Source organism: Stutzerimonas kunmingensis, from assembly GCF_032106285.1.
In the GTDB taxonomy this organism is placed as follows: domain Bacteria; phylum Pseudomonadota; class Gammaproteobacteria; order Pseudomonadales; family Pseudomonadaceae; genus Stutzerimonas; species Stutzerimonas kunmingensis_B.
Window position 1 is genome coordinate 1 of sequence record NZ_DAMCPO010000045.1, and the last position, 21,782, is coordinate 21,782.

At 55.2% G+C, this 21,782-nt stretch carries 18 protein-coding genes and 1 pseudogene; 6 read left to right on the forward strand and 13 right to left on the reverse strand.

Annotated elements, in window-relative coordinates; genetic code table 11:
* Nucleotides 1-448: 448 nt before the first annotated feature.
* A complete protein-coding gene (locus RT582_RS21305; RefSeq protein WP_046621566.1) occupies nucleotides 449-673 on the forward strand; it encodes a hypothetical protein in 225 nt (74 codons plus the stop codon).
* A 532-nt stretch (nucleotides 674-1,205) separates the two neighbouring features.
* Here the strand turns inward: RT582_RS21305 and tnpC are convergent.
* A pseudogene (gene tnpC, locus RT582_RS21310) lies at nucleotides 1,206-2,392 on the reverse strand (IS66 family transposase); the annotation flags it as partial.
* 350 nt (nucleotides 2,393-2,742) lie between these two features.
* Here tnpC and RT582_RS21315 point away from each other — a divergent pair.
* The 5 genes from RT582_RS21315 to RT582_RS21335 all read left to right on the forward strand — a co-directional run bounded on the left by RT582_RS21315 (nucleotide 2,743) and on the right by RT582_RS21335 (nucleotide 7,498).
* Nucleotides 2,743-4,584 carry a copper resistance system multicopper oxidase gene (locus RT582_RS21315; protein WP_046622467.1) on the forward strand — a complete coding sequence of 614 codons (1,842 nt, stop codon included), beginning with the start codon at nucleotides 2,743-2,745 and terminating at the stop codon, nucleotides 4,582-4,584.
* Between the two features lie 24 nt (nucleotides 4,585-4,608).
* Entirely contained in the window at nucleotides 4,609-4,899 is a 291-nt protein-coding gene (locus RT582_RS21320; RefSeq protein WP_170934340.1) for a hypothetical protein, read from the forward strand.
* Nucleotides 4,889-5,887, forward strand: coding sequence for a copper resistance protein B (locus RT582_RS21325; RefSeq protein ID WP_313479879.1), 999 nt, complete (start codon nucleotides 4,889-4,891; stop codon nucleotides 5,885-5,887). Before RT582_RS21320 ends, RT582_RS21325 begins: the two co-directional genes overlap by 11 nt.
* Nucleotides 5,888-5,896: 9 nt before the next feature.
* A complete protein-coding gene (locus RT582_RS21330; protein ID WP_313479882.1) occupies nucleotides 5,897-6,706 on the forward strand; it encodes a c-type cytochrome in 810 nt (269 codons plus the stop codon).
* A gap of 462 nt (nucleotides 6,707-7,168) precedes the next feature.
* Nucleotides 7,169-7,498: a four-helix bundle copper-binding protein gene (locus tag RT582_RS21335; RefSeq protein ID WP_003283205.1), complete on the forward strand. Its 330-nt coding sequence runs from the start codon at nucleotides 7,169-7,171 to the stop codon at nucleotides 7,496-7,498.
* 833 nt (nucleotides 7,499-8,331) lie between these two features.
* Here RT582_RS21335 and RT582_RS21340 read toward each other — a convergent pair.
* From RT582_RS21340 to RT582_RS21395, 12 genes are all read right to left on the reverse strand, one after another.
* Nucleotides 8,332-8,988, reverse strand: a complete 657-nt coding sequence (locus tag RT582_RS21340) for a methyltransferase family protein (RefSeq protein WP_042919441.1) — start codon at nucleotides 8,986-8,988, stop codon at nucleotides 8,332-8,334.
* A 3-nt stretch (nucleotides 8,989-8,991) separates the two neighbouring features.
* Nucleotides 8,992-9,306 (reverse strand): DUF2933 domain-containing protein, encoded by a 315-nt coding sequence (locus tag RT582_RS21345; RefSeq protein WP_042919442.1) that lies wholly within the window; start codon nucleotides 9,304-9,306, stop codon nucleotides 8,992-8,994.
* Nucleotides 9,307-9,350: 44 nt separating this feature from the next.
* On the reverse strand, nucleotides 9,351-9,704 hold the full coding sequence (locus RT582_RS21350) for a cupredoxin domain-containing protein (RefSeq protein ID WP_042919443.1): 354 nt from the start codon (nucleotides 9,702-9,704) through the stop codon (nucleotides 9,351-9,353).
* A gap of 26 nt (nucleotides 9,705-9,730) precedes the next feature.
* Nucleotides 9,731-11,977 carry a heavy metal translocating P-type ATPase gene (locus RT582_RS21355; protein WP_042919444.1) on the reverse strand — a complete coding sequence of 749 codons (2,247 nt, stop codon included), beginning with the start codon at nucleotides 11,975-11,977 and terminating at the stop codon, nucleotides 9,731-9,733.
* A 126-nt stretch (nucleotides 11,978-12,103) separates the two neighbouring features.
* The gene (locus RT582_RS21360; RefSeq protein ID WP_046622472.1) at nucleotides 12,104-12,508 is read right to left on the reverse strand and encodes a MerR family transcriptional regulator; all 405 of its coding nucleotides are present in this window, start codon (nucleotides 12,506-12,508) and stop codon (nucleotides 12,104-12,106) included.
* Between the two features lie 816 nt (nucleotides 12,509-13,324).
* Complete coding sequence (locus tag RT582_RS21365; protein ID WP_278400797.1) at nucleotides 13,325-15,091, reverse strand: hypothetical protein; 1,767 nt, start codon at nucleotides 15,089-15,091, stop codon at nucleotides 13,325-13,327.
* Nucleotides 15,092-15,097: 6 nt separating this feature from the next.
* Entirely contained in the window at nucleotides 15,098-16,471 is a 1,374-nt protein-coding gene (locus RT582_RS21370; RefSeq protein ID WP_313479887.1) for a heavy metal sensor histidine kinase, read from the reverse strand.
* 216 nt (nucleotides 16,472-16,687) lie between these two features.
* A complete protein-coding gene (locus RT582_RS21375) occupies nucleotides 16,688-17,002 on the reverse strand; it encodes a co-regulatory protein PtrA N-terminal domain-containing protein (protein ID WP_042922862.1) in 315 nt (104 codons plus the stop codon).
* A 140-nt stretch (nucleotides 17,003-17,142) separates the two neighbouring features.
* A complete protein-coding gene (locus RT582_RS21380; RefSeq protein WP_376785716.1) occupies nucleotides 17,143-17,397 on the reverse strand; it encodes a copper-binding protein in 255 nt (84 codons plus the stop codon).
* Nucleotides 17,398-17,597: 200 nt separating this feature from the next.
* On the reverse strand, nucleotides 17,598-17,906 hold the full coding sequence (locus RT582_RS21385) for a hypothetical protein (RefSeq protein ID WP_042922860.1): 309 nt from the start codon (nucleotides 17,904-17,906) through the stop codon (nucleotides 17,598-17,600).
* Between the two features lie 239 nt (nucleotides 17,907-18,145).
* Complete coding sequence (locus RT582_RS21390; RefSeq protein ID WP_313479890.1) at nucleotides 18,146-21,304, reverse strand: efflux RND transporter permease subunit; 3,159 nt, start codon at nucleotides 21,302-21,304, stop codon at nucleotides 18,146-18,148.
* Nucleotides 21,301-21,782, reverse strand: a 482-nt coding sequence (locus RT582_RS21395; protein ID WP_313479893.1) for a copper-binding protein, incomplete at its 5' end; no start/stop codon positions are given. The genes RT582_RS21395 and RT582_RS21390, both read right to left, overlap by 4 nt.

The following is a 21,782-nucleotide window of genomic DNA, read 5'->3' on the forward strand; positions in this document are numbered from 1 at the left end:
ATGATGCTCCAGCTTCAATTCAATAACCGTGTTGCACTCAGCGTCTGCAACCGCCAAGCTATTAAAAACTGGGAAAGTTCTTAGCGTATCACCTGTGACTGCTCCTTTGTCTGAAAACAGTGATGTTAGAACTTACGAGATACTAATTAAAACCCCTGATGGAGTGACTCACTCTGTTGAATTTAGAGGCATGCCTGTCGGGATAAATAACGGTTAATTGTTCTTGCTCTTGACTAGCACATCCCGTAAATTTTAACTGTGCGTCATTTGCAAAACTGGCGCACAGTAATCGTTCACGCCGAAATATTAAAATGGCAGATAGTTTAAGCCTAAAATTCCAAAATTACATCTGGTGGTAGTTGCGATGAAAATTATAAAGTCGCTTCTTGCGATTGCATTAGTAGCTACATCCACGGTGGCTGTGGCTGGCTCGGCTACGGATAGCCCCATGCGCCACGATCACACTATCGGTGACGGCCATCAAGTCATGATGGATCTGCTCAAAACTGGAAAAGTATTGAGCGTGACGCCGATGAGGACTAAAACAAAAGGTCCGGAGGTGCCCAAGTTAACGGGGAACGTTCAGTCATACGAAATTAGGATACGCACGCCAGATGGAAAGCTTCATGCGGTAGAGTTCCGAGGTATGCCGGACAGTATCAACAAGCGCTAGTTTTTTCCAGCAACAAGAGCAACAAGTATCATATCTTGATAAGTTAATTAGCTCATCAGGCGAGGTAGCACATAAAGGCCCGCCGCCGTTGATCTGAGGGTCGCGGTAGGGATGGCAGTTACCTGCCACCCCCCCCCGCACAGATCCGTACGTGCGGAACTATCGCATACGGCTCCTGCCTCAGGTTCGTGACGTGAAGCGTTCCTCCGGATAGGGATGTGCAGGTCTGGCTGCACCGCTTGAGGGCTTGCCGCCATAGGGGGCAGACAGTTGCCCGAAAACCGTCAAGGCGGAGCAGGTTGCCCGGCACCGCGTGGTAGTTGAAATAGCCGCCAACCACCCGATTGAGCCACTGCCCTTGAGCCCGGACGGGCTCATGACGCGTCGACGTTGGAGTTCGTCCCGGATAGCCAGCAGCGTCGCACGCATCCGCTTCTTCGCCGTCAGTCGCAGCACTTGGAAGTCGCCGTTTCTTTTGGTGCTACAGCAGTGCGTGAACCCCAGGAAGTCAAAAGTCTCCGGTTTGCCCAAGGTCGCGCTGGGCCAGCATCTTATTTTTGAAGCGCGTTGAGGGGCGGCGAGGACCCTTCCTGTCGTATCCGCCACCGATCCTCAGCACTCAAGTCGCGCGCTTGCCATTCTATTTCATAGAGGCCGGCGGTCGAGTGCAGCGCCTGCTGGCCAACTGGTTTTTGTTCGCCACATGCAGGTCGAAGAACTTGCGCCGGGCGTGGGCCATGCAGCCGATTTCGGTGATGCCTTGCTCGAAGCTGGCCTTGTAGCCCGCGAAATTATCACAGACCAGCTTGCCGCCCCAGGAGCCGAGGGAGTTACGTGCGTGTTCGCCGGCGCGGCTCGGGCTGAAGTCGTAGACCACCGCTTTCAGGTCGGAAAACGGTCTGGTGCAGTAGGCCCAGACATAAGCCCGATGGGTTTTCTTCTCGCCCGGGGTCAGCATTTGCATGGGGTTTCGTCGGCGTGGACTACGCCTTGCGCCAGTACCGCTTCGCGCAGGGCGTCGACCAGCGGTTGGAGCTGCACGCCGGTTTGTCCGACCCACTGTGCCAATGTCGAGCGCGCGATAGCCAGACCCGCACGGCCAAAGATCTTCTCCTGCCGGTACAGCGGCAGATGATCGGCGTATTTGGCCACCATGACATGAGCCAGCAGGCCGGCAGTAGGGATGCCCTTGTCGATCACCTGGGCCGTTACCGGTGCCTGGATCAGCGTCTCGCACTGGTCGCAGACCCACTTGCCACGGATGTGTCGTTCCACCGTGAAGGTGCCCGACGTGTAGTCGAGCTTTTCGCTGACGTCCTCGCCGATCCGCTTGAGCTGGCAGCCGCAGGCACACTGGGTGTTGTCCGGTTCGTGATGGATCAGGGTGCGCGGGAACTGGGCGGGTAGCGCGGCGCGCTTGGGCTGCTGGCGGGATTGGGCGACAGGCGCAGGATGCAGCGCCTTGAGTTCGGCCTCGATGGCCGCGATGTCCGTATCGATCAGCTCATCGAGCAGGCTGATCTGGTCGGGGCTCAGCTGCTCGCTGCGCTTGGCGAACCTGTACCGCTTGAGCAGTGCGATTTCGTGGGTGAGTTGCTCGATCACTGCTTGATCGCGGTGGATCTTTTTGCCCATCGTGCCGACTTGCGACAGCAACTGCGCGGCCAAGGCGCGCAGCTGTTCAGGTGTCAACTCGTTGAGATTGGGTGCGGAAGTCATGCCGCTGATTGTCGCAAAAGCAGCTAATCAGCGGCGATTGAGCGATGGGCTAATGGCAGGTGCTACAGCACCGTGATCGATCCGCCCGAGCCCATCCGCTGCCAAGGCAAGCCAAGTACCAAGTAACGCCACCTTAAGTGACCGGAACTCTGATCGCAGGCGTTTTCTGGGGCGCTTTAAGCTTACAAAAAATTAATCATGCGTCTCCCTTCTGCATGCCATAGTTAAGGACAATGGCAAGTCGCTTGATTAGCCAGACCATGCGCGAGCTTCTAAGATCGATCAACGCTGGCAACACCAACCTTACGGCTGGTTTCGGCTTGGCTCCTTAGTTTGATTGGAACCTACACATGCAACGTAAAACCTCTAGGCGAACCTTTGTTAAAGGCTTGACTGCCGCAGGCCTCCTTGGCGGTCTTGGCTTGTGGCGAGCTCCGGTCTGGGCAGTGACTAGCCCAGGCCAGCCCAGCGTACTAAGTGGCACGGAGTTCGATCTGCTGATTGGGGAGACGCCGGTCAATATCACCGGCGCGGCCCGGACAGCGATGACTATCAATGGGACCATCCCAGGGCCGCTTCTACGTTGGCGTGAAGGGGATACCGTCACGCTGCGCGTCAGGAATAAGCTGAGCGAAGATACATCGATTCACTGGCACGGCATGATCCTGCCGGCCAACATGGATGGCGTGCCTGGATTGAGCTTCCACGGCATCGCTCCCGATGGCATGTATGTCTACAAGTTTCAGGTTAAACAAAACGGTACTTATTGGTACCACAGTCATTCAGGCCTACAAGAGCAGGTTGGTGTCTATGGCCCGTTGGTCATTGATGCTAAGGATCCCGAACCGTTCAGCTATGACCGCGACTATGTCGTCATGCTGACCGATTGGACCGATGAGGATCCCGCTCGAATCCTTTCTAAGCTCAAGAAGCAGTCAGATTATTACAACTTCCACAAGCGCACCGTCGGAGACTTCATTAACGACGTGAGCGAAGACGGCTGGGCCGCTACGATTGCGAATCGGAAAATGTGGGCTCAGATGAAGATGAGTCCCACCGACCTCGCCGACGTAAGCGGTTACACCTATACCTATCTAATGAACGGCCAAGCACCAGACGGGAACTGGACCGGTATCTTTAAGCCCGGCGAGAAGCTTCGCCTGCGGTTCATCAATGGCTCGGCCATGAGCTATTTCGATGTCCGCATTCCAGGGCTGAAGATGACTGTAGTCGCAGCCGATGGCCAATACGTCAACCCAGTTAGCGTCGACGAATTCCGCATTGCCGTGGCAGAAACCTACGATGTGATTGTCGAGCCTGCGACCGAGGAGGCTTACACGATCTTCGCCCAATCGATGGATCGCACAGGATACGCCCGTGGCACGCTAGCGGTTGCCGAAGGGCTGAGCGCTCCTGTTCCAGAAACCGATCCTCGACCACTAATCACCATGGACGACATGGGGATGGATCACGGCAGCATGGGCGGTATGGCGGGCATGGACCATGGCGGCGACATGGGCGCGATGGACCATAGCAACATGTCCGGCATGAACCACGGTGACATGCAAGGGATGGGCGACATGGGCGCAATGGCCGGCATGGATCACAGCAAAATGGGTGGGATGTCCGGGATGGACCACTCTGGAATGGCTGGGATGAGCGCAGGTATGCAATCGCACCCGCCCTCAGAGTCCAATAACCCACTGGTGGACATGCAGACCATGAGCCCAACTCATAGGCTGAACGATCCCGGTATTGGCTTACGAGACAACGGCCGCCGAGTCCTGACCTATAGCGACTTGAGAAGCACTTTCCCCGATCCGGACGGCCGTGAGCCCAGTCGGACGATCGAACTCCATCTCACCGGCCACATGGAGAAGTTCTCCTGGTCATTTGACGGTATAGAGTTCTCTGATTCGGAGCCCCTGCGGCTCAAATATGGCGAGCGGGTACGCATCACTTTGGTCAACGACACCATGATGACCCATCCGATTCATCTGCATGGTATGTGGAGCGATCTTGAGGATGAGAATGGAAAGTTCATGGTTCGCAAGCACACGATCGACATGCCTCCAGGTTCGAAGCGCAGCTACCGCGTGACAGCCGATGCACTCGGGCGTTGGGCTTATCACTGTCACCTACTGCTTCACATGGAAATGGGCATGTTTCGTGAAGTCCGAGTGGACGAGTAAGAGGAACTTTATATGGGAAATTTTATGAAGCGTAAAACTCTTATCGGCAGCGCGTTAATGTTCAGTCTGCTGGGCGTAATGAATATATCAGCTGCGTTTGCAGAGCAAACGCATGATCAGCACAAGCAACCATCGGCTTCGTCGCAAAATTCAGGCAACAAGCCGGCATCTCAGACACAAGGCTCCTCTAACTCAGAAATGGACCACGGCGACATGGGTCATGGCTCGATGGACCATGGTGAAATGGACCATGGCAAGATGGATCATGACCCGAAGGCTACTGGTACTGAGGTGGATTCGCACCATGACCACTAGATCTTCTCGCTTTGCTCTTATTGCGCTCGGAGTTTCGTTGAGCGCAGCGGCTGGACGGATAGCCAACGCCGCCGAGATGATGGATCACTCGATGCATCAAACCCCTCCTATTCCGGCAGCTCAAGCCCCTGCATCTTCTGCCAAGCCCGCGGCAATGAATCATGGCTCCGGTGGGCAAATGGACCATTCTGCAATGGGTCATGGTGCGATGGACCATAGCAAGATGAACCATGGCCAAATGAAGCATGACGATACGCTCGAAATGCCCGGCATGGTTCATCCCTCGTTCATTCCAGTATTGACCGATGCGGATAGAGAAGCGGCTTTCCCTGGTCTTCAAGGTCATACGGTCCATGACAAGTATCTGGCCTGGTTCCTTCTGCTAGATCAACTTGAGTACCAGGACGCAAATGAAGGTAGCACCCTCAGTTGGGAAGCTACTGCCTGGGTTGGTGGCGATATCAATCGGTTCTGGTTTCGCTCGGATGGTGAGCGAACGAATGGCGTTACTGAAGACGCGGAAATTCAGGCGCTTTACGGGCGTGCAATCAGTCCCTGGTGGGATGTAGTAGCAGGTGTTCGCCAGGACTTTAAGCCCGAGTCGCCGCAGACGTGGGCGGCTTTAGGCGTCCAGGGGATGGCGCTGTATGGGTTTGAGGCGGAAGCCACCGCCTTCGTCGGTGAAGGTGGGCAGACAGCAGCACGTTTTGAAGGCGAGTACGACATTCTCCTAACTAACCGGCTCATCCTCCAACCGACTGCCGAGCTCAATTTCTATGGCAAGGACGATCCTGCACGCGGAGTGGGCGCTGGTCTAGCAAATACAGAGGTGGGGCTCCGCCTCCGATACGAAATCGTTCGTGAGTTCGCACCGTACATCGGCGTCACGTGGAGCCGGGCATACGGTAATACCGCCGATATGGCGAGAGATGAAGGCGAAGACGTAGATGAGGCGCGGTTCGTTGCTGGCATCAGGCTTTGGTTTTAAGGACCCTAGATGAAAAGAATAATTATTAGCTTCGCTGCCTTCTGCGCACTAGGCCTGTTGGTGGTGGCCGGTGTTGTTTTCTCGGGACTAATAAACGTTGCCGCGGATGATCCTCATACGGGAGCCGTGCACGCTTTCTTGGAAACTGCTCGCAATCGCTCGATTGAGGTTCGCTCCGAAGACATAGTCGTGCCATCTCTCGACGATGAAGACCAAATCCGCGCCGGGGCGGGGAACTACGACTCGATGTGTGTGGGTTGTCACTTGGCGCCAGGCATGGCTGAGACCGAGCTAAGCAATGGCCTTTATCCCGCTCCACCCAGCCTGGCTGAAGCGGGGCTATACGGTGACCCAGCAAAAACATTTTGGGTCATCAAGCATGGCATCAAGGCCACTGGGATGCCTGCGTGGGGTAAAAGCATGGCTGATCCGTACATCTGGGGAATGGTGGCTTTTCTGCAGAAGCTTCCTGAACTAGATGAAGGAGCGTATCGAGCACTCGTTGCGTCTAGTAGTGGTCATCAACATGGTGGTGGGGAAACCCCAGCTGGGCACGGTGAGCAACACGGTGAGATGGCCTCGGACGACCACCATCAGGGCGACAGTAGCAGCTCGGATCACCATGGCCCTAGCAGCTCGGGTGGTGCTGCCGGCCAATCAAGCACCGGTCATCATGGTAATGACGCAAGCGACGATCATCACGCGTCAGCGCCGCCCCAGGTGGCCCAGCCAAGCACTGACCATGACCGTGCCGATGCGGAGGACAGATCTCCGACAACAAGCGATGTCCACGCAGACGGGAAGCACCACAAGCACTAACTGCACGGCCTACGCTGTTCTGAGCGAAGCTCTAGATACGCGGCACCAGGAGGGGCGATCCAGGCAATACCAGCTGTCGACGCAACGGTACCCTTACCAACGCTTCCGTTCCAAATGTTGCCTCGTGAGACGTGTCACTTCACTCAGTGAGCGGCTTGGCTCTGGATCCTTATGGACGGCTCCCTGTCGTCATTACAGGGGGCTGATCTCATCTCGTTATCCACCTAAAGAGAGGTTAACGAGGCAGTTGGGCTAACAAGCAGCTGACACTCTGGCGGCTCTCACTTGCAGACCTTCCGAATAAATATCCGTCACCAGGCGAACCTTACAGCATTGTAATTAAGTTGGTCGAACCGGGCGCGACAAGGGCATGTCGTATTTTCTGTGGTTGCTAAGACGCTGATGCGACAATTCAGCGAGTAGGCCACCGTCGAATACAACTATCGAAACCTGGAGAACGCAATGACAAATTCAATGTTCACTTCCTGCATCCAAGCTTGTTCGAACTGTGCCCTGGTGTGCGAAATGTGCGCCGCTGCTTGCCTACGCGAGGATGATGTGAAAATGATGGCTCGATGCATCGAGCTTGACCGTGACTGCGCGGACATCTGCGCGTTGGCCGCCACCCTGATGAGCCGTGAAAGTGAGTACGCAAAAGAGTTCTGCTCCCTTTGTGCAAAGATCTGCCGGGCATGTGGTGAGGAATGCGCGAAACATCAGATGGATCACTGCCAAGAGTGTGCAAAGGCGTGCATGAACTGCGCTGAGGAATGTGAGCGTATGGTTGCGTAACACCCATAACTCAATGCTCTGGCACAACCACGCTGGTGGTGCCAGAGCCGGAAAGTCAGAATCAAAAGCAGACTGCCTAGTATCGAAAAAACGCACACGCTACCTTCAATAGCCAAGAGCGAGTCATCCGCTCAAACGTCTACCAGTAGTAAAGAAAGCCCAGGGCCCTTTGTTATCGCATTCGCTGTTCTCTTCTCTCTCTGAGCGAATCGCGGCGGAAATCTCGCACCGCTGGCAAACTGAAAAAGCACCGCCTGCATTAACGACGACAGCTTCAATCTACGAGCCAATACCATCCGGCAGCGGTGTGTATGGTGGCGTACGTGCACTTAGGCGTGGGATGTAGCTACCTGAACGCAATCGATATAACGGGGCGGCGATAAGTCCAATGAGAAACACCCAGACGATGCTTGCTCTCGCTCATCACTCATCTCCCATTGGACTCTGAACACTATAACTGATCGCACCGGCGGCACTTTGGTAGCATCCGTCACCCCTCGTCCTATCTCTGTCCCGTGTGCAACCGTACTGGCAATAAGCCGCCTACAGCTTTCATGACCAACAGCAGTCACCTTTGCGCTTGTTACTGCCGGAATCATAAAGCCCTTGTTGGTTGGAAGTGGATGCAGGTTCGAAAGTGGCACGAGTCGGGGTACTGGCAGCCGCCGCAGTTCATGTCATTTTCGTCATCTGCGCCTGATCCAATATCATGCCACCAGGCTTGTCTTTGCCTTGCGTGCTATTGCTATGTTGATGATACTCATTGGCAATTACAGAGTAGCCGGTGCGGTGGCGATGACAATGCCTGCAATGAACCTTTCATGACAACCTCATCAGGTTCTACTGGTACCGGGTTGAAGAGTTTTAATTGTTGGAATCCAGGCCGGTGTGTTGTGCATATAGGTGCGGTATTCGTCGCCGAATTCTGCGAGCGCCATTTGTTCTTCGCGCTTGGCCAGTCGCACATACACCACCACTAATATCGGGAACATCACCAACGTGGGGATAGTCGGCCACTGCAGTAAAAAGCCGAACATGATCATGATAAAAGCGAGATATTGCGGGTGACGGCAGCGGGCATACCAGCCAGTGGCGGCCAGTGATCGGCTCTGTTGGGCCTTGTGCAGTACTGCCCACGCTGAGGCGAGCATAAAAAACCCCAGGACGATGACAAGGTTGCTAGCAATATGCAGCGGGTCCCAGTGAGCGTTACCCTCGAAACCTAAAAGGGTATGCCACAGATGACCGTTTTCATGGGAAAGGAAATCCACCCCCGGATATTTTTCAGTCAGCCAGCCCGACAGAAAATAGATGCTCAGTGGAAAGCCATACATTTCGGTGAACAGCGCAACCACAAATGCGGAAAATGCGCCCAGGCTGCGCCAATCGGTATTACTTTTCGGCTTGGTAAAACTGAACGCAAAAAAAATGAAAATAATTGAATTTAAGATGACTAACGTCCAGAGACCATAAGCGGATTCATTGTGCATATCCTAGCCCCTTCTGTGTTGATGGTGGTCAGTCTGATGTTTGCCCGCTTCCAGCCCACGTTGATAGGCGGCACGCCTGACATCACTGGCATCACCGGACATGGTCTCTGACGTTTCTGCACCGCCCTGCGCCCTCCTGCCATGTCCACCGTGCATAAAGATATGCATCAGCGGGCACAGCAAAATGATTAGAATCGGCAAAAATGCAAATACATGTTGGCGATGCTCCACCAGCAGAAAATAACTGACTGCCCCGATCAGACCCAACGCAGCTAGCCCTTTAGGCGACCACCAGAAAGAACTTTTTTCGTTACTCATATCCTGTCTCCACGCTGAAAGAAAATTCCGGCCTGCCGCCTGCTTTATTTCACGTGCAAGGCACCACGGTACATTTGCATCTGGCAATGAAAGGCATAGTCACCGGCCTTCAGCGCTGGCAGAGCAACTTGTATGGGTTTGTTCAGGGGGAGGGTTTCGCTGATATCCAAGCCAGGCCACAACACCACCTCGGAACAAGGCGATGCATCCTTGCGCAAAAAGGTAAGGTTGACCGGAGTATTGGCCGGCACTTGAATATTGGCCGGCGTATAGCCGCCGTTTTCCACGACGACCAGCAAACCCTGCTCGTTTAGGGCAACTTCCTGCGGCTTATACAGCCAGAACCACCAGACGATCAGGGCAATCAGGGCCAGTCCCGCAATATTGATCAGCCACATGGTTTATATCCCTCGCGCTATGACAGTTAATGTTCCTGCGCCTTGAACAGGCGCAGGCGATTGGCATTGGTTACTACGGTAACGGAGGAAAATGCCATGGCAGCGCCAGCAATGACGGGGTTCATCAGCACGCCTAGCACCGGGAACAAGACACCGGCAGCTACCGGCACGCCAGCAACATTGTAGATAAAGGCGCCAAACAGGTTTTGCTTGATATTGCGCAGGGTAGCCTTGCTCACTGCAATGGCATCAGCCAGACCGTGCAGCGACCCGCGCATCAGGGTGATATCCGCGCTTTCAATCGCCACATCGGTACCCGTGCCGATGGCAAAGCCCACGTTGGCCAGCGCCAACGCCGGTGCATCGTTGATACCGTCACCGGTCATGCCGACAATTTCATTTTGCATCTGCAGTTCGGCCACCTTGTTGGCCTTGTCTGCAGGCTGAACTTCGGCAAAGAACTCGCTAATACCCACCTTTTCCGCCACGGCTTTGGCGGTGGCGCGGTTGTCGCCAGTGAGCATGACCACGCGAATGCCATTCTTCTGCAGACGCTTGATGGCCGCAATAGAATCCTCCTTGATGGGGTCGGCCACCGCGATGATGGCGGCAAGCCGCCCGTCCACCGCAAAATACATAGGCGTTTTGGCTTCACTGGCTAGATGCTGGGCCGTTTCGATGAACTCACCGACATCGATACCGCGCTCACGCATCAGTTTTTCATTGCCGAACAGCAACGCCTGGCCGACGGCCAGTGCTTCCACACCTTGACCGGCAATGGCATTGAATGACTCGACCTTGTCGAGGGTTAAATTCCGCTCCTTGGCCGATTCAACAATGGCCAATGCCAGTGGATGTTCTGATCCGGACTCCAGGCTGGCTGCCAGTTGCAGTACCTGGTCCTGTTTGAAGCCGGTCTGGGTCACAATGTCGGTAACCTTGGGCGAGCCCAAGGTGATGGTGCCGGTTTTATCCAAAATCATGGCGCTAATCTTGGAAGCGGTTTGCAACGCCTCACCGTTGCGGATCAGGACACCCGCCTCAGCCGCTTTACCCACTCCCACCATCACCGACATTGGCGTAGCCAGGCCGAGTGCGCAGGGGCAGGCAATAATCAACACAGTCGTGGCCGAGACGATGGCAAAAGCAATGGCCGGTTCTGGCCCGAAATTCAGCCAGGTTAGCGCGCTCAGCACTGCGATGATCATCACAACCGGCACAAAATATGCTGAGATTGCATCAGCCAGGCGCCCGATGGGCGGCTTGGAGTTTTGCGCACGCTTGACCATGTCGATGATCTGCGCCAGTGCCGTGTCTTTGCCCACGCGGGTGGCCTTGAAGACCAGCGTGCCGGTTTTGTTAAGGGTTCCGGCCGCCAACTTGTCGCCAGTGGATTTTTCCACCGGCATAGGTTCGCCGGTGAGCATGGATTCATCCACGGCGGTGTGACCTTCCCGCACCTCTCCGTCCACCGGAATCTTTTCACCGGGGCGTACGCGCACCAAATCGTTGAGCAACACCTGTTCGATCGCAATATCCAATTCTTCGCCGTCGCGAATCACCCGTGCGGTTTTCGCTTGCAAGCCGATCAGGCGTTTGACAGCTTCGCTGGTGCGTCCGCGCGCTTTCAGCTCCAGCGCCAGCCCCAGATCAATCAGACCGATGATGATGGCAGTGGCTTCGAAGTAGACATGCCGCGCCATCAGAGGCACTGCGTCCGGTGCGAAAACCACCACCATGGAGTAGAGCCATGCCGTGCCGGTGCCCAAGGCAATCAGGGTGTCCATGTTGGCGGAGTGATTTTTAAAGGACTGCCAGGAACCCACGTAAAAGTGACGACCCGACACGATCATCACGGCCAGGGTCAGCAGCCCCACCACCAGCCAGACAATACGCTCGACAGTAGTAGTCACCGTCATCTCGCCCACCACCAAGCTGTAGATCATCAGCGGCACACCCAGTGCCAGCGCGACCCAGGTTTGCCGCATCAGTTTTTGGTAATAGGCCAAATCGGCTTGTTCTTTTTCATCGAGCGCATCGCTTAGCGACTCACCGGCCATGGGTCTGGCGTTGTAGCCGGCCTGCTCCACCGCTTTCACCAACAACTCGGTAGCCGCTCTGCCCTGTACCTGCACCGTGCGGTTGGCGAAGTTCATTTCCGCCGTTTGCACGCCAGGCACGGCCATGAGCGCTTTTTCTATTTTGCCCACACAGCTGGCGCAGCCCGTACCTTCAATAATCAGGGTTTGATCGGTCGCCGTATTGCTGCTCACTTGGTTACCGGTAGGTGGCAGAGGGCCGTGATTGCGGGAAGCAGTGGGACTATGATTCATGGTTGAGTCCTTATTACCGAAGTCAGAATTAATACCGCCGAGGCGCCTGCAAGCTGAGCTTGGGCTTTACGAGGTAAAGTCTTCAATCAGATGGCAGAGGCTGTTGCCGCTGGGCAGCCGGTCTGGCTTACTGCCCCACTCGTTGAGTGCAGTGAGCATGCGCTTGCGCAGTTTTTGCATATCGTCAAACCGTTGCGTGGTTTGCTGCAGGCGCAGGGCAAACAGGTGGCGCACCGTGGGGCAGGCGCTTTTGCCTCCGTCGGCCTCATTTAGTATCTGCGCAACATCGGCCACAGAAAAACCTAGTCGCCGTGCACTTAAAATGAAGCGAAGACGTTGCTCATCGCGTTCACGATATATCTTATAACCATTGGTTTGATCTTTTCCGGGCACTACAAACCCGGCACGGGTGTAGTAGCGAATGCTGTCGGCGCTAATTCCGAGCTTTTTAGCCAACTCGTTAACCCGCATCGTCGTCTCCTCACTGAATATTGCGATGCAAACACGGTGGACCATCTCAGCAGCCTGCACTTGATGCAGATCAACCTGCCGCGCCTAACCTAGGATTAGTTCTATTGTCTTGTACACCTGTGTGTAACACACAGGTCAAGCGACCACCCTGTGTAATAGGCACCTTGAGTACGAAATAGAGGCGGCTGCTGACTATGCTCCGGGCGAAATCCGCTCTCAACCAGGCACTCATGGCTCCAGCTTAGGCAACTCTTCCTTACAGAGGGCTTAGGCCAAGATTTCATTTCTGTAAGCGTCAGATAGAGGCGATCGACTCGCCCACACTTTAAGGCATTGACGTCGCAGCTGGCTGCTGAGCCTGCGTGATGAACATCTTAGCGGCCCCATCGAGAAACGGCCGTCCCAGTCTGTTCATAACTCCAAGGAAGTCATTGATCCATGCAAGCCGTGTCAGACCTGATCGGACGCCACTGTCGCGGAGGCACCGTGGAATTGGTAGCACCGGACGGTCGACGCTGGCGGTTGGGCTCGGGCAACCGGTGGCCGCAGTGCGGATTCGCGATCCGCCGGTAATTAGCACCTGACCTTAGCCGCAGCTTACATGGGCGGTCACTGGGAACCCCTAGAGGCCGACCTGGCCGAGGTGCTGCCGGTCTGCATCCGCAATCTCGGCAGTCTGGAACCCGGCTTCCCCGGCGTCCGCTGATGGGCACAGTTGGAAGAACGCAACACACGACTACACGCACGGGCCAGTATCAGCCATCATTACGACAACACGACGCCAGATCGGTGCTCCACACTGCGTCCGGTACTGCGCTAATGGTTCTGAAACAGCAAATGGTTAATGAGACGATGCTCTTCTGGCGTTGGTAGGGCAGTAGCGTCTACATTCCCAGCACCTACCGATTCCGAGTCTTTTGCGAAACCAGCCGCGGGGTGAAAAGCGCCATCGGCGTTGAAAGCAACCCAGCCGTACCATTCTCGGATGACCTTGGACGGATGGTTGCCCTCCATTGCAACATACCAGTCCGCCAGTCGGAAACGTTTACCGGCAAGTGTTGAGGTAGCCTTTTCGGCTCGAACCAACGCGAGATATAGCGGGTGCGGCAGCTCCTGTACGGCGCCGGTTTCGTCGAGTAAGAACGTGAACGAAGCGTGCGACCATTGCTCTGTAGAGCCGGCTCGCTTCTCTTCCTCCCCTAAGGTAAACACGGGGGCAAAACCGCCTCCCTCTGTTCTGAAGTTGGTCGTCTGGCCTTGGTAGACCCTGGCAGCGTTCCACTGTACCTCGCCAGCATAAGCGTACGCGCGCAGGTCAAACTTCATCGGTCGTACCTGAGGGTCGGCGACGGTTCTACGCTCGCCAGGAGCTACAAGGGACTGGGCGACGTAGTTTCCGCCAACGATTTCTTCCCAAACGCGCTTGGTGAGCTTGTCTCCTCGGTATGCACCGCGACTACCAAACCCGCTGACGGGCTTGAAGAAGAGGCTACGGCGGTTTTGCCAGAGGTGCTCTGCGTTACCATGCCCGACAGGCACGGTAAGCGGGACGTATTGGGCCAATACGGCTCGGATTTGCTGACCAACGCCAATCTCTTCCAAAAAACGTCCGTTGGTTAGGTCAACCAACCGGCGTTTGTCGGCATAAAGGGCATAGGCCTGAGGGTGCGGCGTTACCGTCACGACATCAGCCAAATAAGCGCTGCGCAGCGCGCTGCAATTGTCACCTTCCAGATAGAAGTCGGTGAGTCGGTTGTAGACAAGATCCACAGGCTTTCCGTGGACCAAGAGGCAATCGTTGTGAAAGGCCAGATCGGCTGGGTCTGCAATTATGCAGCCGATTCCTGCTGACTCGAATAACCGCTGAAATAGAAGAAACTCCGGATACAGGTATTGGGCTTGTGGGCTTTCATCCAAGATCACCAGGCGCCTGAGCGGTCGTTGCTCGCCGCTCGCAGACCATTCTTGGGCGAACATATGCAGAATCGATTGTTCGAAGCCTCCGGGCCATTCCTGCCCCGGCGATAGTCCGACTACGCCGCTGCAACAACTGCGCTGCGCGCGGGCGAGCAATACGTTTAGCATCGCTCCGCCCGCATTTGTGTTTATTTCGATGAGCCCAAGCTTGTCCTCATCCAGATGAAAATCGTAGCCAAAGAAGACGCCCCGCGCGCGACGAGGGTTGTGTTGCGCAATAGGGGGGGCGGAATCCAGAGCATGCTCGCGCCAAGCGGGCAAACTCACGGTTCGCTCGATGGCTTGGATGACCTCACGCACCTGACGCAGTCGCGACGGCGAAACAAATACCGGTCGAGCAGCAAATACATGGGGGCAACGTGACTTCAATAGCTCTGACAACTCGGGATTTCCAAGCTGTTCGGACAATGCATTTGTGAGCGCAACCTGATCCAGGCTCACGCAGAAGCACGCTTCGTTGAGCGCTGCGGCCGTCGTACCGCATTTTCTCGATGAGGACGCTGTCACGGGAACCTCCAGGATCAAACATACAGGTTCGAAAGGCGTGACCTCTTTCGGTTCAGCCAGGCATTTCTCTAAAGCGTAGGTCAGGGTCGTTGTGGGCATCTGCCATTAACTAGACATAAGCCTTGGAAGCGTCATTGTAAAAGTCGTGTGTCCCTCAGCTGATTCACAAGCGATGCGCCCTTTGTGCGCTTCTACTATTGAACGAGTGATAGCCATGCCGAGGCCCGCGTTCAACGTAGTACCTTCGCGCCTTGCGGTGTCGACCCTGTAGAAACGGTCGAATATCCGGGTTTGAAGCTCGGCTGGAATAGTTATGCCGCGGTTGGAAATAGCCGTGGAAACCGAAGCGCCGCTCTCGCTTATTTCAACGCTTATGGTGCTGCGTTCCTCCGCATACCGAACTGCGTTAGAGACTATGTTTGAAATAGCCCGTCTTAGCATTGATTTGTCCCCATTCACCGATCCATCGCCTGAAAGAGCGATTTTTACATTTTTTTCCTCGGCTGCTAGCTCGTAATATTCGATAACGCTAGCGGCAATCTCAGCTATGCTGGCATCTTCGGCACTGGGCGTAATCTTTCCGTTGTCCGCCTTGGCTAGGAACAGCATGTCATCGACCATCTTTGACATGCGCCTAAGTTCTTCGAGGGCGGAATACAAAATGTTCTTGTAGTCGGTATTCTCGCGGTCGCGTAAGAGCGCGACCTCCATTTGGGTAAGCATGCTGTTCAGCGGCGTTCTTAGCTCATGCGCGATGTCCGCTGAGAAACCTGACAGCCGGAGGAAAGAATCATCCAAGCGCGAGAGCATTTCATTGAAGTTAGCAACGAGTTCATGAAGTTCGCCTGGTACTGACTCGGTCGGAATCCGCGTATCTAAGCAGTTGGCGGTTACGGTTGAAGATGTCTTGGATAGTTCGCCAATGGGCTTCAAGCCCTTTTTGATCAGAACAACACCTAGTGCCCCACTTAGAAGCGCACTGATCACGAGCGTATAAGCAAACCATTGCTGAATCATCTCGAAGAAGTGGACTCGATGCGTTACATCCAAAGCCAGATAGATGACTGCGTCTTGCCCTTCGATCCACTGATCTACTTTTCTGGTAATGCCACTGTACTGGTGCCCATCGAAATTTACTGCCCAGCGTTCCTCTTGATTATCCGTGACGAGAGGAAGCAAGCGCTCAGAAAAATTGTGGTGTGAGTAAACCGTTTTGCCGTCTATCACTACCGCAGTTGCAAACCCGAAAGAGTGCTCAATGACCGCATCGATCTTTGAGGTGGCCTCCTGTCCGAAAGCCGTACTGCTACGTAGCATATGCTCTACGGCAGCGGCTTTTTCACTCAGCACTTGCGCATCCTTGCGCTCGAAATGCAGCTGGCAGAAATAATAGAAGCTGATTGCGGCGACCATCAGCACAACCGTAACCACGAGCATGAAAACCACCGCCATTCTGCTCGTCAGTGAAACTTTTTCCATCAGTACGGTCCTGGTTAGGCCAAGCACAAAAGCAGGCAGGGCGTCCGGAGGAGCCTTACCTGCTTCGATATGGTCGTTGCAGTATCGTTCGTATTCAAGACCTGGTCTGGACCTTCACCATTTTAGCGAGCTTCCGGCTTTGACGGTCTCCTTCATCCACCACATCCTTTCATCATTCCTCGCATGTCGCCTACCCTTGATATTAACTTTGACAGGTTAGCCGTTATTTACGCCAATCGGGGCGCTCAAAAACTCTACCGTATGAATTTTCCCGTCAGGTGTCTTTACCCTCATCTCGTAGGTTTGGACTTTGGCGTTAGTACGATAGTTTTGAATCATGTCAGTCTTGCCGTTCGCCCCTGCAGGTGCAATGTTAAGCACCTCACCTTCTTTAACCAACTTCTTAAGAGTGGACTTGGTTTCCGGATCATTCAAACGATGCAGCGTGCGTTCGCTTCCGCCTTCAGCTAACGCAAAAGATGAAGCAGCAGTTAGAATAAGCGGGAAAATCACTTTGTTCATACGGTTCATGGTTTTGACCCTTTGGTTAGTTGATACCGATATGTTATAAGTGCAAGACTTACAAGAAGCTGTTCTCAACGTTACAAAGCTGTAATTTCTCTCTTTTAATCGAGCTATGCCCGTCGCATATACGGCGAGCGCTTCTGCACTTACTGTTTTTCGATGCGGGTGACCGTGGAGTCCATTCCCTGCGAGGAGAAATCGAACTGGACCTTATCGCCTTCTTTTAGCTTTTGGAGCTGGTCAGGCTTTGCTTTGAATCCCATCGTCATTGCGGGCCAGCCCAAGGCCTTGACCGGGCCGTGGGCAATGGTGACGGTCCCGCTTTCGGTATTCACCTTCTTGATCGTGCCAGTAGCCGTAGCGGTCTGTGCGGCTGATTTATGGTCAATTTGCATGTTCATGCCTTTATGATCCATAGGCATGCCATCCATGGGCTACTTGTCGGCAGCATAGGCGGCTGGGACCAAGAAAAGTGTGGCAAGGGTAATGGACATGATGTTCATGAATGTCTCTCCAGATCTGTAGGTTGCTGCGGTATGCAATTGCCGGCGGCGCAAGAGAAAAAATCTATCTATCCTTTGAGTGTGGTTTTTTGCGTTGCTTAAACGTTATTGAGTCCGAAGGGCAGTCCTCGGAATTCCACGATATGGGTCACGTCATCAGGCGTTCTGATTTTTATCTCAAACGTTTGGGGACGGCCATCATACTTGCTCCTTTGCATAACCCCACTTTTACCTGTGGCACCTGCAGGCCCTACACTTAGCACTTTGCCTTCCTCAAGTAGCGCCTTAAGTACTGGCTTGGCTTCTTTATGGCGCTGAATAACTTGATCAGAATTTTGTTCTGCCATTGCGAAAGAGGAGGCGGCAGCGAACATAGTAAAAAGGATGGTTTTGCTAATGGCTTTCATGACTAAACTCCTGATTGTTTGATGCCTATAGCTTAATGGCACAACACTTACAGTAAGCTGTTCTTCAAATTACAAAGCTGTAAGCGCAACCTTTTGTATTGCTGCGACCGCCGCGTATGTGGCGGTCGCTTGCTCCTTTGCTTTTTATGTGAATCGAATAGTCGAAACCATGCCTTTTCAAGATGAACTCTACATTCAACCAGGCCCCGTCTTTTAAGGAAGGCTGAGGTGCTTGATTTTCACGGATGTTCACCAGTGGGTTTGGTTGCGTGCTGGGCCTGCAATTGCCGGCGGCGCATCAGCAGGTAGGCTGCCGGCAGAACGAACAGGGAGAGCAACGGCGCGGTGATCATCCCGCCCACCATGGGCGCGGCAATACGGCTCATGATTTCGCTGCCGGTCCCGCCGCCCCAAAGGATGGGCAGCAGGCCAGCGATGATCACGGCGACGGTCATGGCCTTGGGGCGCACTCGCTGGACAGCACCTTCACGAATGGCGTCGAGCAGGACGCCTTCGCCATGGGCTCCAGCGTTAACCCGATCCGTCCAGGCGTTCTTCAAATACAGCAGCATAATGACGCCGAACTCAGCAGAAACGCCTGCCAGTGCGATGAATCCGATTCCTGTCGCTACGGATAGGTTGTACCCGAGCAGATATAGGAACCAGACGCCCCCGGTCAGAGCGAATGGCAGCGTAGCCATGATGAGCAGCGCCTCGCCAAAGCGGGCAAACGTTAGGTAGAGCAATACAAAAATGATCAGCAAGGTAGCCGGAACGACGAGCTTCAGCTTCGCGTTAGCGCGCTCCATGAATTCGAATTGGCCGGAATAGCTGATGCTCATGCCGGATTCGAGCTGGACCCCTTTGCTGATCTTTTCCCTCAGATCGCCCACCACAGCCGCCATGTCGCGGCCACGAACATCGACGTAAACCCAGCCCGACAGCCTTGCGTTTTCGCTTTTAAGCATGGGCGGTCCGTCTGTCACCTGTACTTTGGCCACGGTCCCCAACGTGATCTGGCTGCCTTGCGGCGTGTAGATCGGTAGGTTGCGCAGATCGGATATCGAGTCGCGCCACTCGCGGCCATAGCGGAGGTTGATCGGATACCTGGCGAGCCCTTCCACGGTTTCACCAATGGTTTGACCACCGATGGCACCGGCCACGATCGATTGCACGTCCGCGATATTCAGGCCGTAGCGTGCGGCGGCGACACGATCGATATCCACATCGATATACCTGCCGCCGGTCAGTCTCTCAGCAAGCGCCGAACTGACCCCAGGCACCGTTTTGGCGATTTTTTCCACTGCCTGGGTGGCTTTGTCGATCTGTGCCAAGTCAGTGCCATACACTTTCACCCCGATCGGGCTCTTGATACCCGTCGCCAGCATATCGATACGGTTTCGAATCGGCGGGATCCACAGATTGGCTAATCCAGGTACCTGTACGGTGCGATCCAACTCCTCAACCAGCTTGTCAGGCGTCATCCCAGGGCGCCATTGATCCTTCGGCTTGAACTGAATGGTCGTCTCGAACATTTCCAGCGGGGCGGGATCTGTAGCGGTGTCGGCTCGACCAGCCTTACCGAACACGTGTGCAACTTCTGGAACCGTTTTTATGAGCCGGTCCGTCTGCTGCAGTAGCTCAGAAGCCTTCTGAGCGGAGAGGCCTGGAAGCGCAGTGGGCATATAAAGGAGGTCACCTTCATCCAGCGGGGGCAAGAACTCCCCACCAAGGCGAGAGGCCGGCCACAAGCCTGTCAGGAAGACCAGAACAGCCACCAGCAGAGTCATCTTGGGCCAGCGCAGTACCGCGTCCAGGGCCGGCTTGTAGATCCAGATGAGGCCACGGTTGAGTGGATTACGGTGTTCGTCAGGGATTTTGCCCCTGATCCAATACCCCATGAGCACCGGAACCAGCGTGACAGACAGGCCCGCGGCGGCTGCCATTGCATAGGTTTTGGTGAACGCCAGTGGACCGAACAGCCGGCCTTCCTGCGCCTCCAGGGTGAACACTGGAATGAACGACAGCGTGATGATCAGCAGGCTGAAGAACAATGCCGGCCCCACTTCAACAGCCGCGTCAGTAATGACCTTCCAGTGCTCCTGGCCCTTCAAGGTGGAGTCAGGATGCCGCTTGTGCCAGGCCTCAATGTGCTTGTGGGCGTTTTCGATCATGACGATTGCTGCATCGACCATCGCTCCGATCGCGATCGCGATGCCACCCAACGACATGATGTTGGCGTTGATGCCTTGCCGCTGCATGATCACAAAAGCAATCAGGATGCCGATCGGCAACGACACGATGGCGACCAACGACGAGCGCAGATGCCACAGAAAAATCGCGCAAACCAACGCAACGACAATGAACTCCTCGATGAGCTTGTGCGTGAGGTTTTCAACGGCACTGTCGATCAGCTTGCTACGGTCGTACGTCGTGACGATTTCGACGCCTTGGGGCAGGCTCGCTTTCAGCTCATCCAGTTTGGTCTGAACGGCAGCGATGGTTTCCCGAGCGTTCTTGCCGCTCCGCAGGATCACCACGCCGCCGACTACCTCACCTTCACCGTCAAGCTCGCTGATGCCCCGGCGCATTTCCGGGCCGAGCTGGATATGCGCAACGTCCCCTAGCGTCACTGGCACGCCGCCGTCGAGACGCAAAGGAATGGCTCGAAAGTCTTTGAGTGTCTTGAGATACCCGGTCGCACGGACCATGAACTCGGTTTCTGCGAGTTCCAGAACACTCCCGCCGGTTTCACGGTTGGCTTCATCGATCGCCTTTGCAATCTGCTGCTGCGTCACGCCCCTGCTTGCCATGCGCACGGGATCCAGTACGACCTGATACTGCTTGACCATCCCGCCTATGGGCGCGACTTCCGCCACGTTGGGCAGTGTCTTGAGCTCATAGCGCAGGAACCAATCTTGCAAAGAGCGCAGCTGCGAGAGGTCATGTTTGCCCGTTCGGTCTACCAAAGCATATTGGTAGATCCAGCCGACACCTGTGGCGTCAGGGCCCAAAGCGGGTTTGGCGGCGGCGGGAAGCCGACTCTGCACCTGACTCAGGTACTCCAGCACCCGAGAACGGGCCCAATAGAGGTCGGTGCCGTCCTCAAACAGGACGTACACGTAGCTATCCCCGAAGAAGGAGTAGCCGCGGACCGTCTTTGCGCCGGGGACAGACAGCATGGTCGTCGTCAGTGGGTAGGTGACCTGATTCTCAACGATCCGGGGCGCCTGCCCGGGGTATGGCGTGCGGATGATGACCTGAACGTCGGAAAGGTCTGGCAATGCATCAACAGCGGTGTTTTTGACCGACCAGACACCCCAAGCCACCGCGAACACAGTAGCCAGCAGGATCAGAAAGCGGTTGGCCACTGACCAGCGAATTATGGCTGCGATCATGGCTGGCCCCCCAGCTTCTCGATGTGCTCAATGACCAGGCCCTCTTCGCTTTCACGCGCGCCGACACGGACGTGATCGCCGGTCTGCAACTTTGTTAGGAGCGATTGATCTGCAACCGGAAAGGACATTGTCATCCCAGGCATGTTCAGCGTCTTGAACGGCCCATGCGACAGGCCAACCATGCCATCTTCCAGGCTGACGATCGTACCTTCAGCCTCGTGCAGCGCAGGTTCTGTAGAAGTTGCAGGCTCCTCCAAACCCTGAGCGGTCAGCCCGCGTAGGCTCGCCTCTGAATCCAGGAGAAACTGACCGGACGCCACGACCTTCTGACCGGCTTCCAGCCCTTCAAGCACCTCTGTCTGGTCATCGAATTCCCGGCCTGTGCGAACCTCAATCGGGCGGTAACGGCCTTGATCCTCGGCCAGCATCACCAATGCGCGCCGACCGGTGCGAATGACCGCCTCGGACGGGATGACCA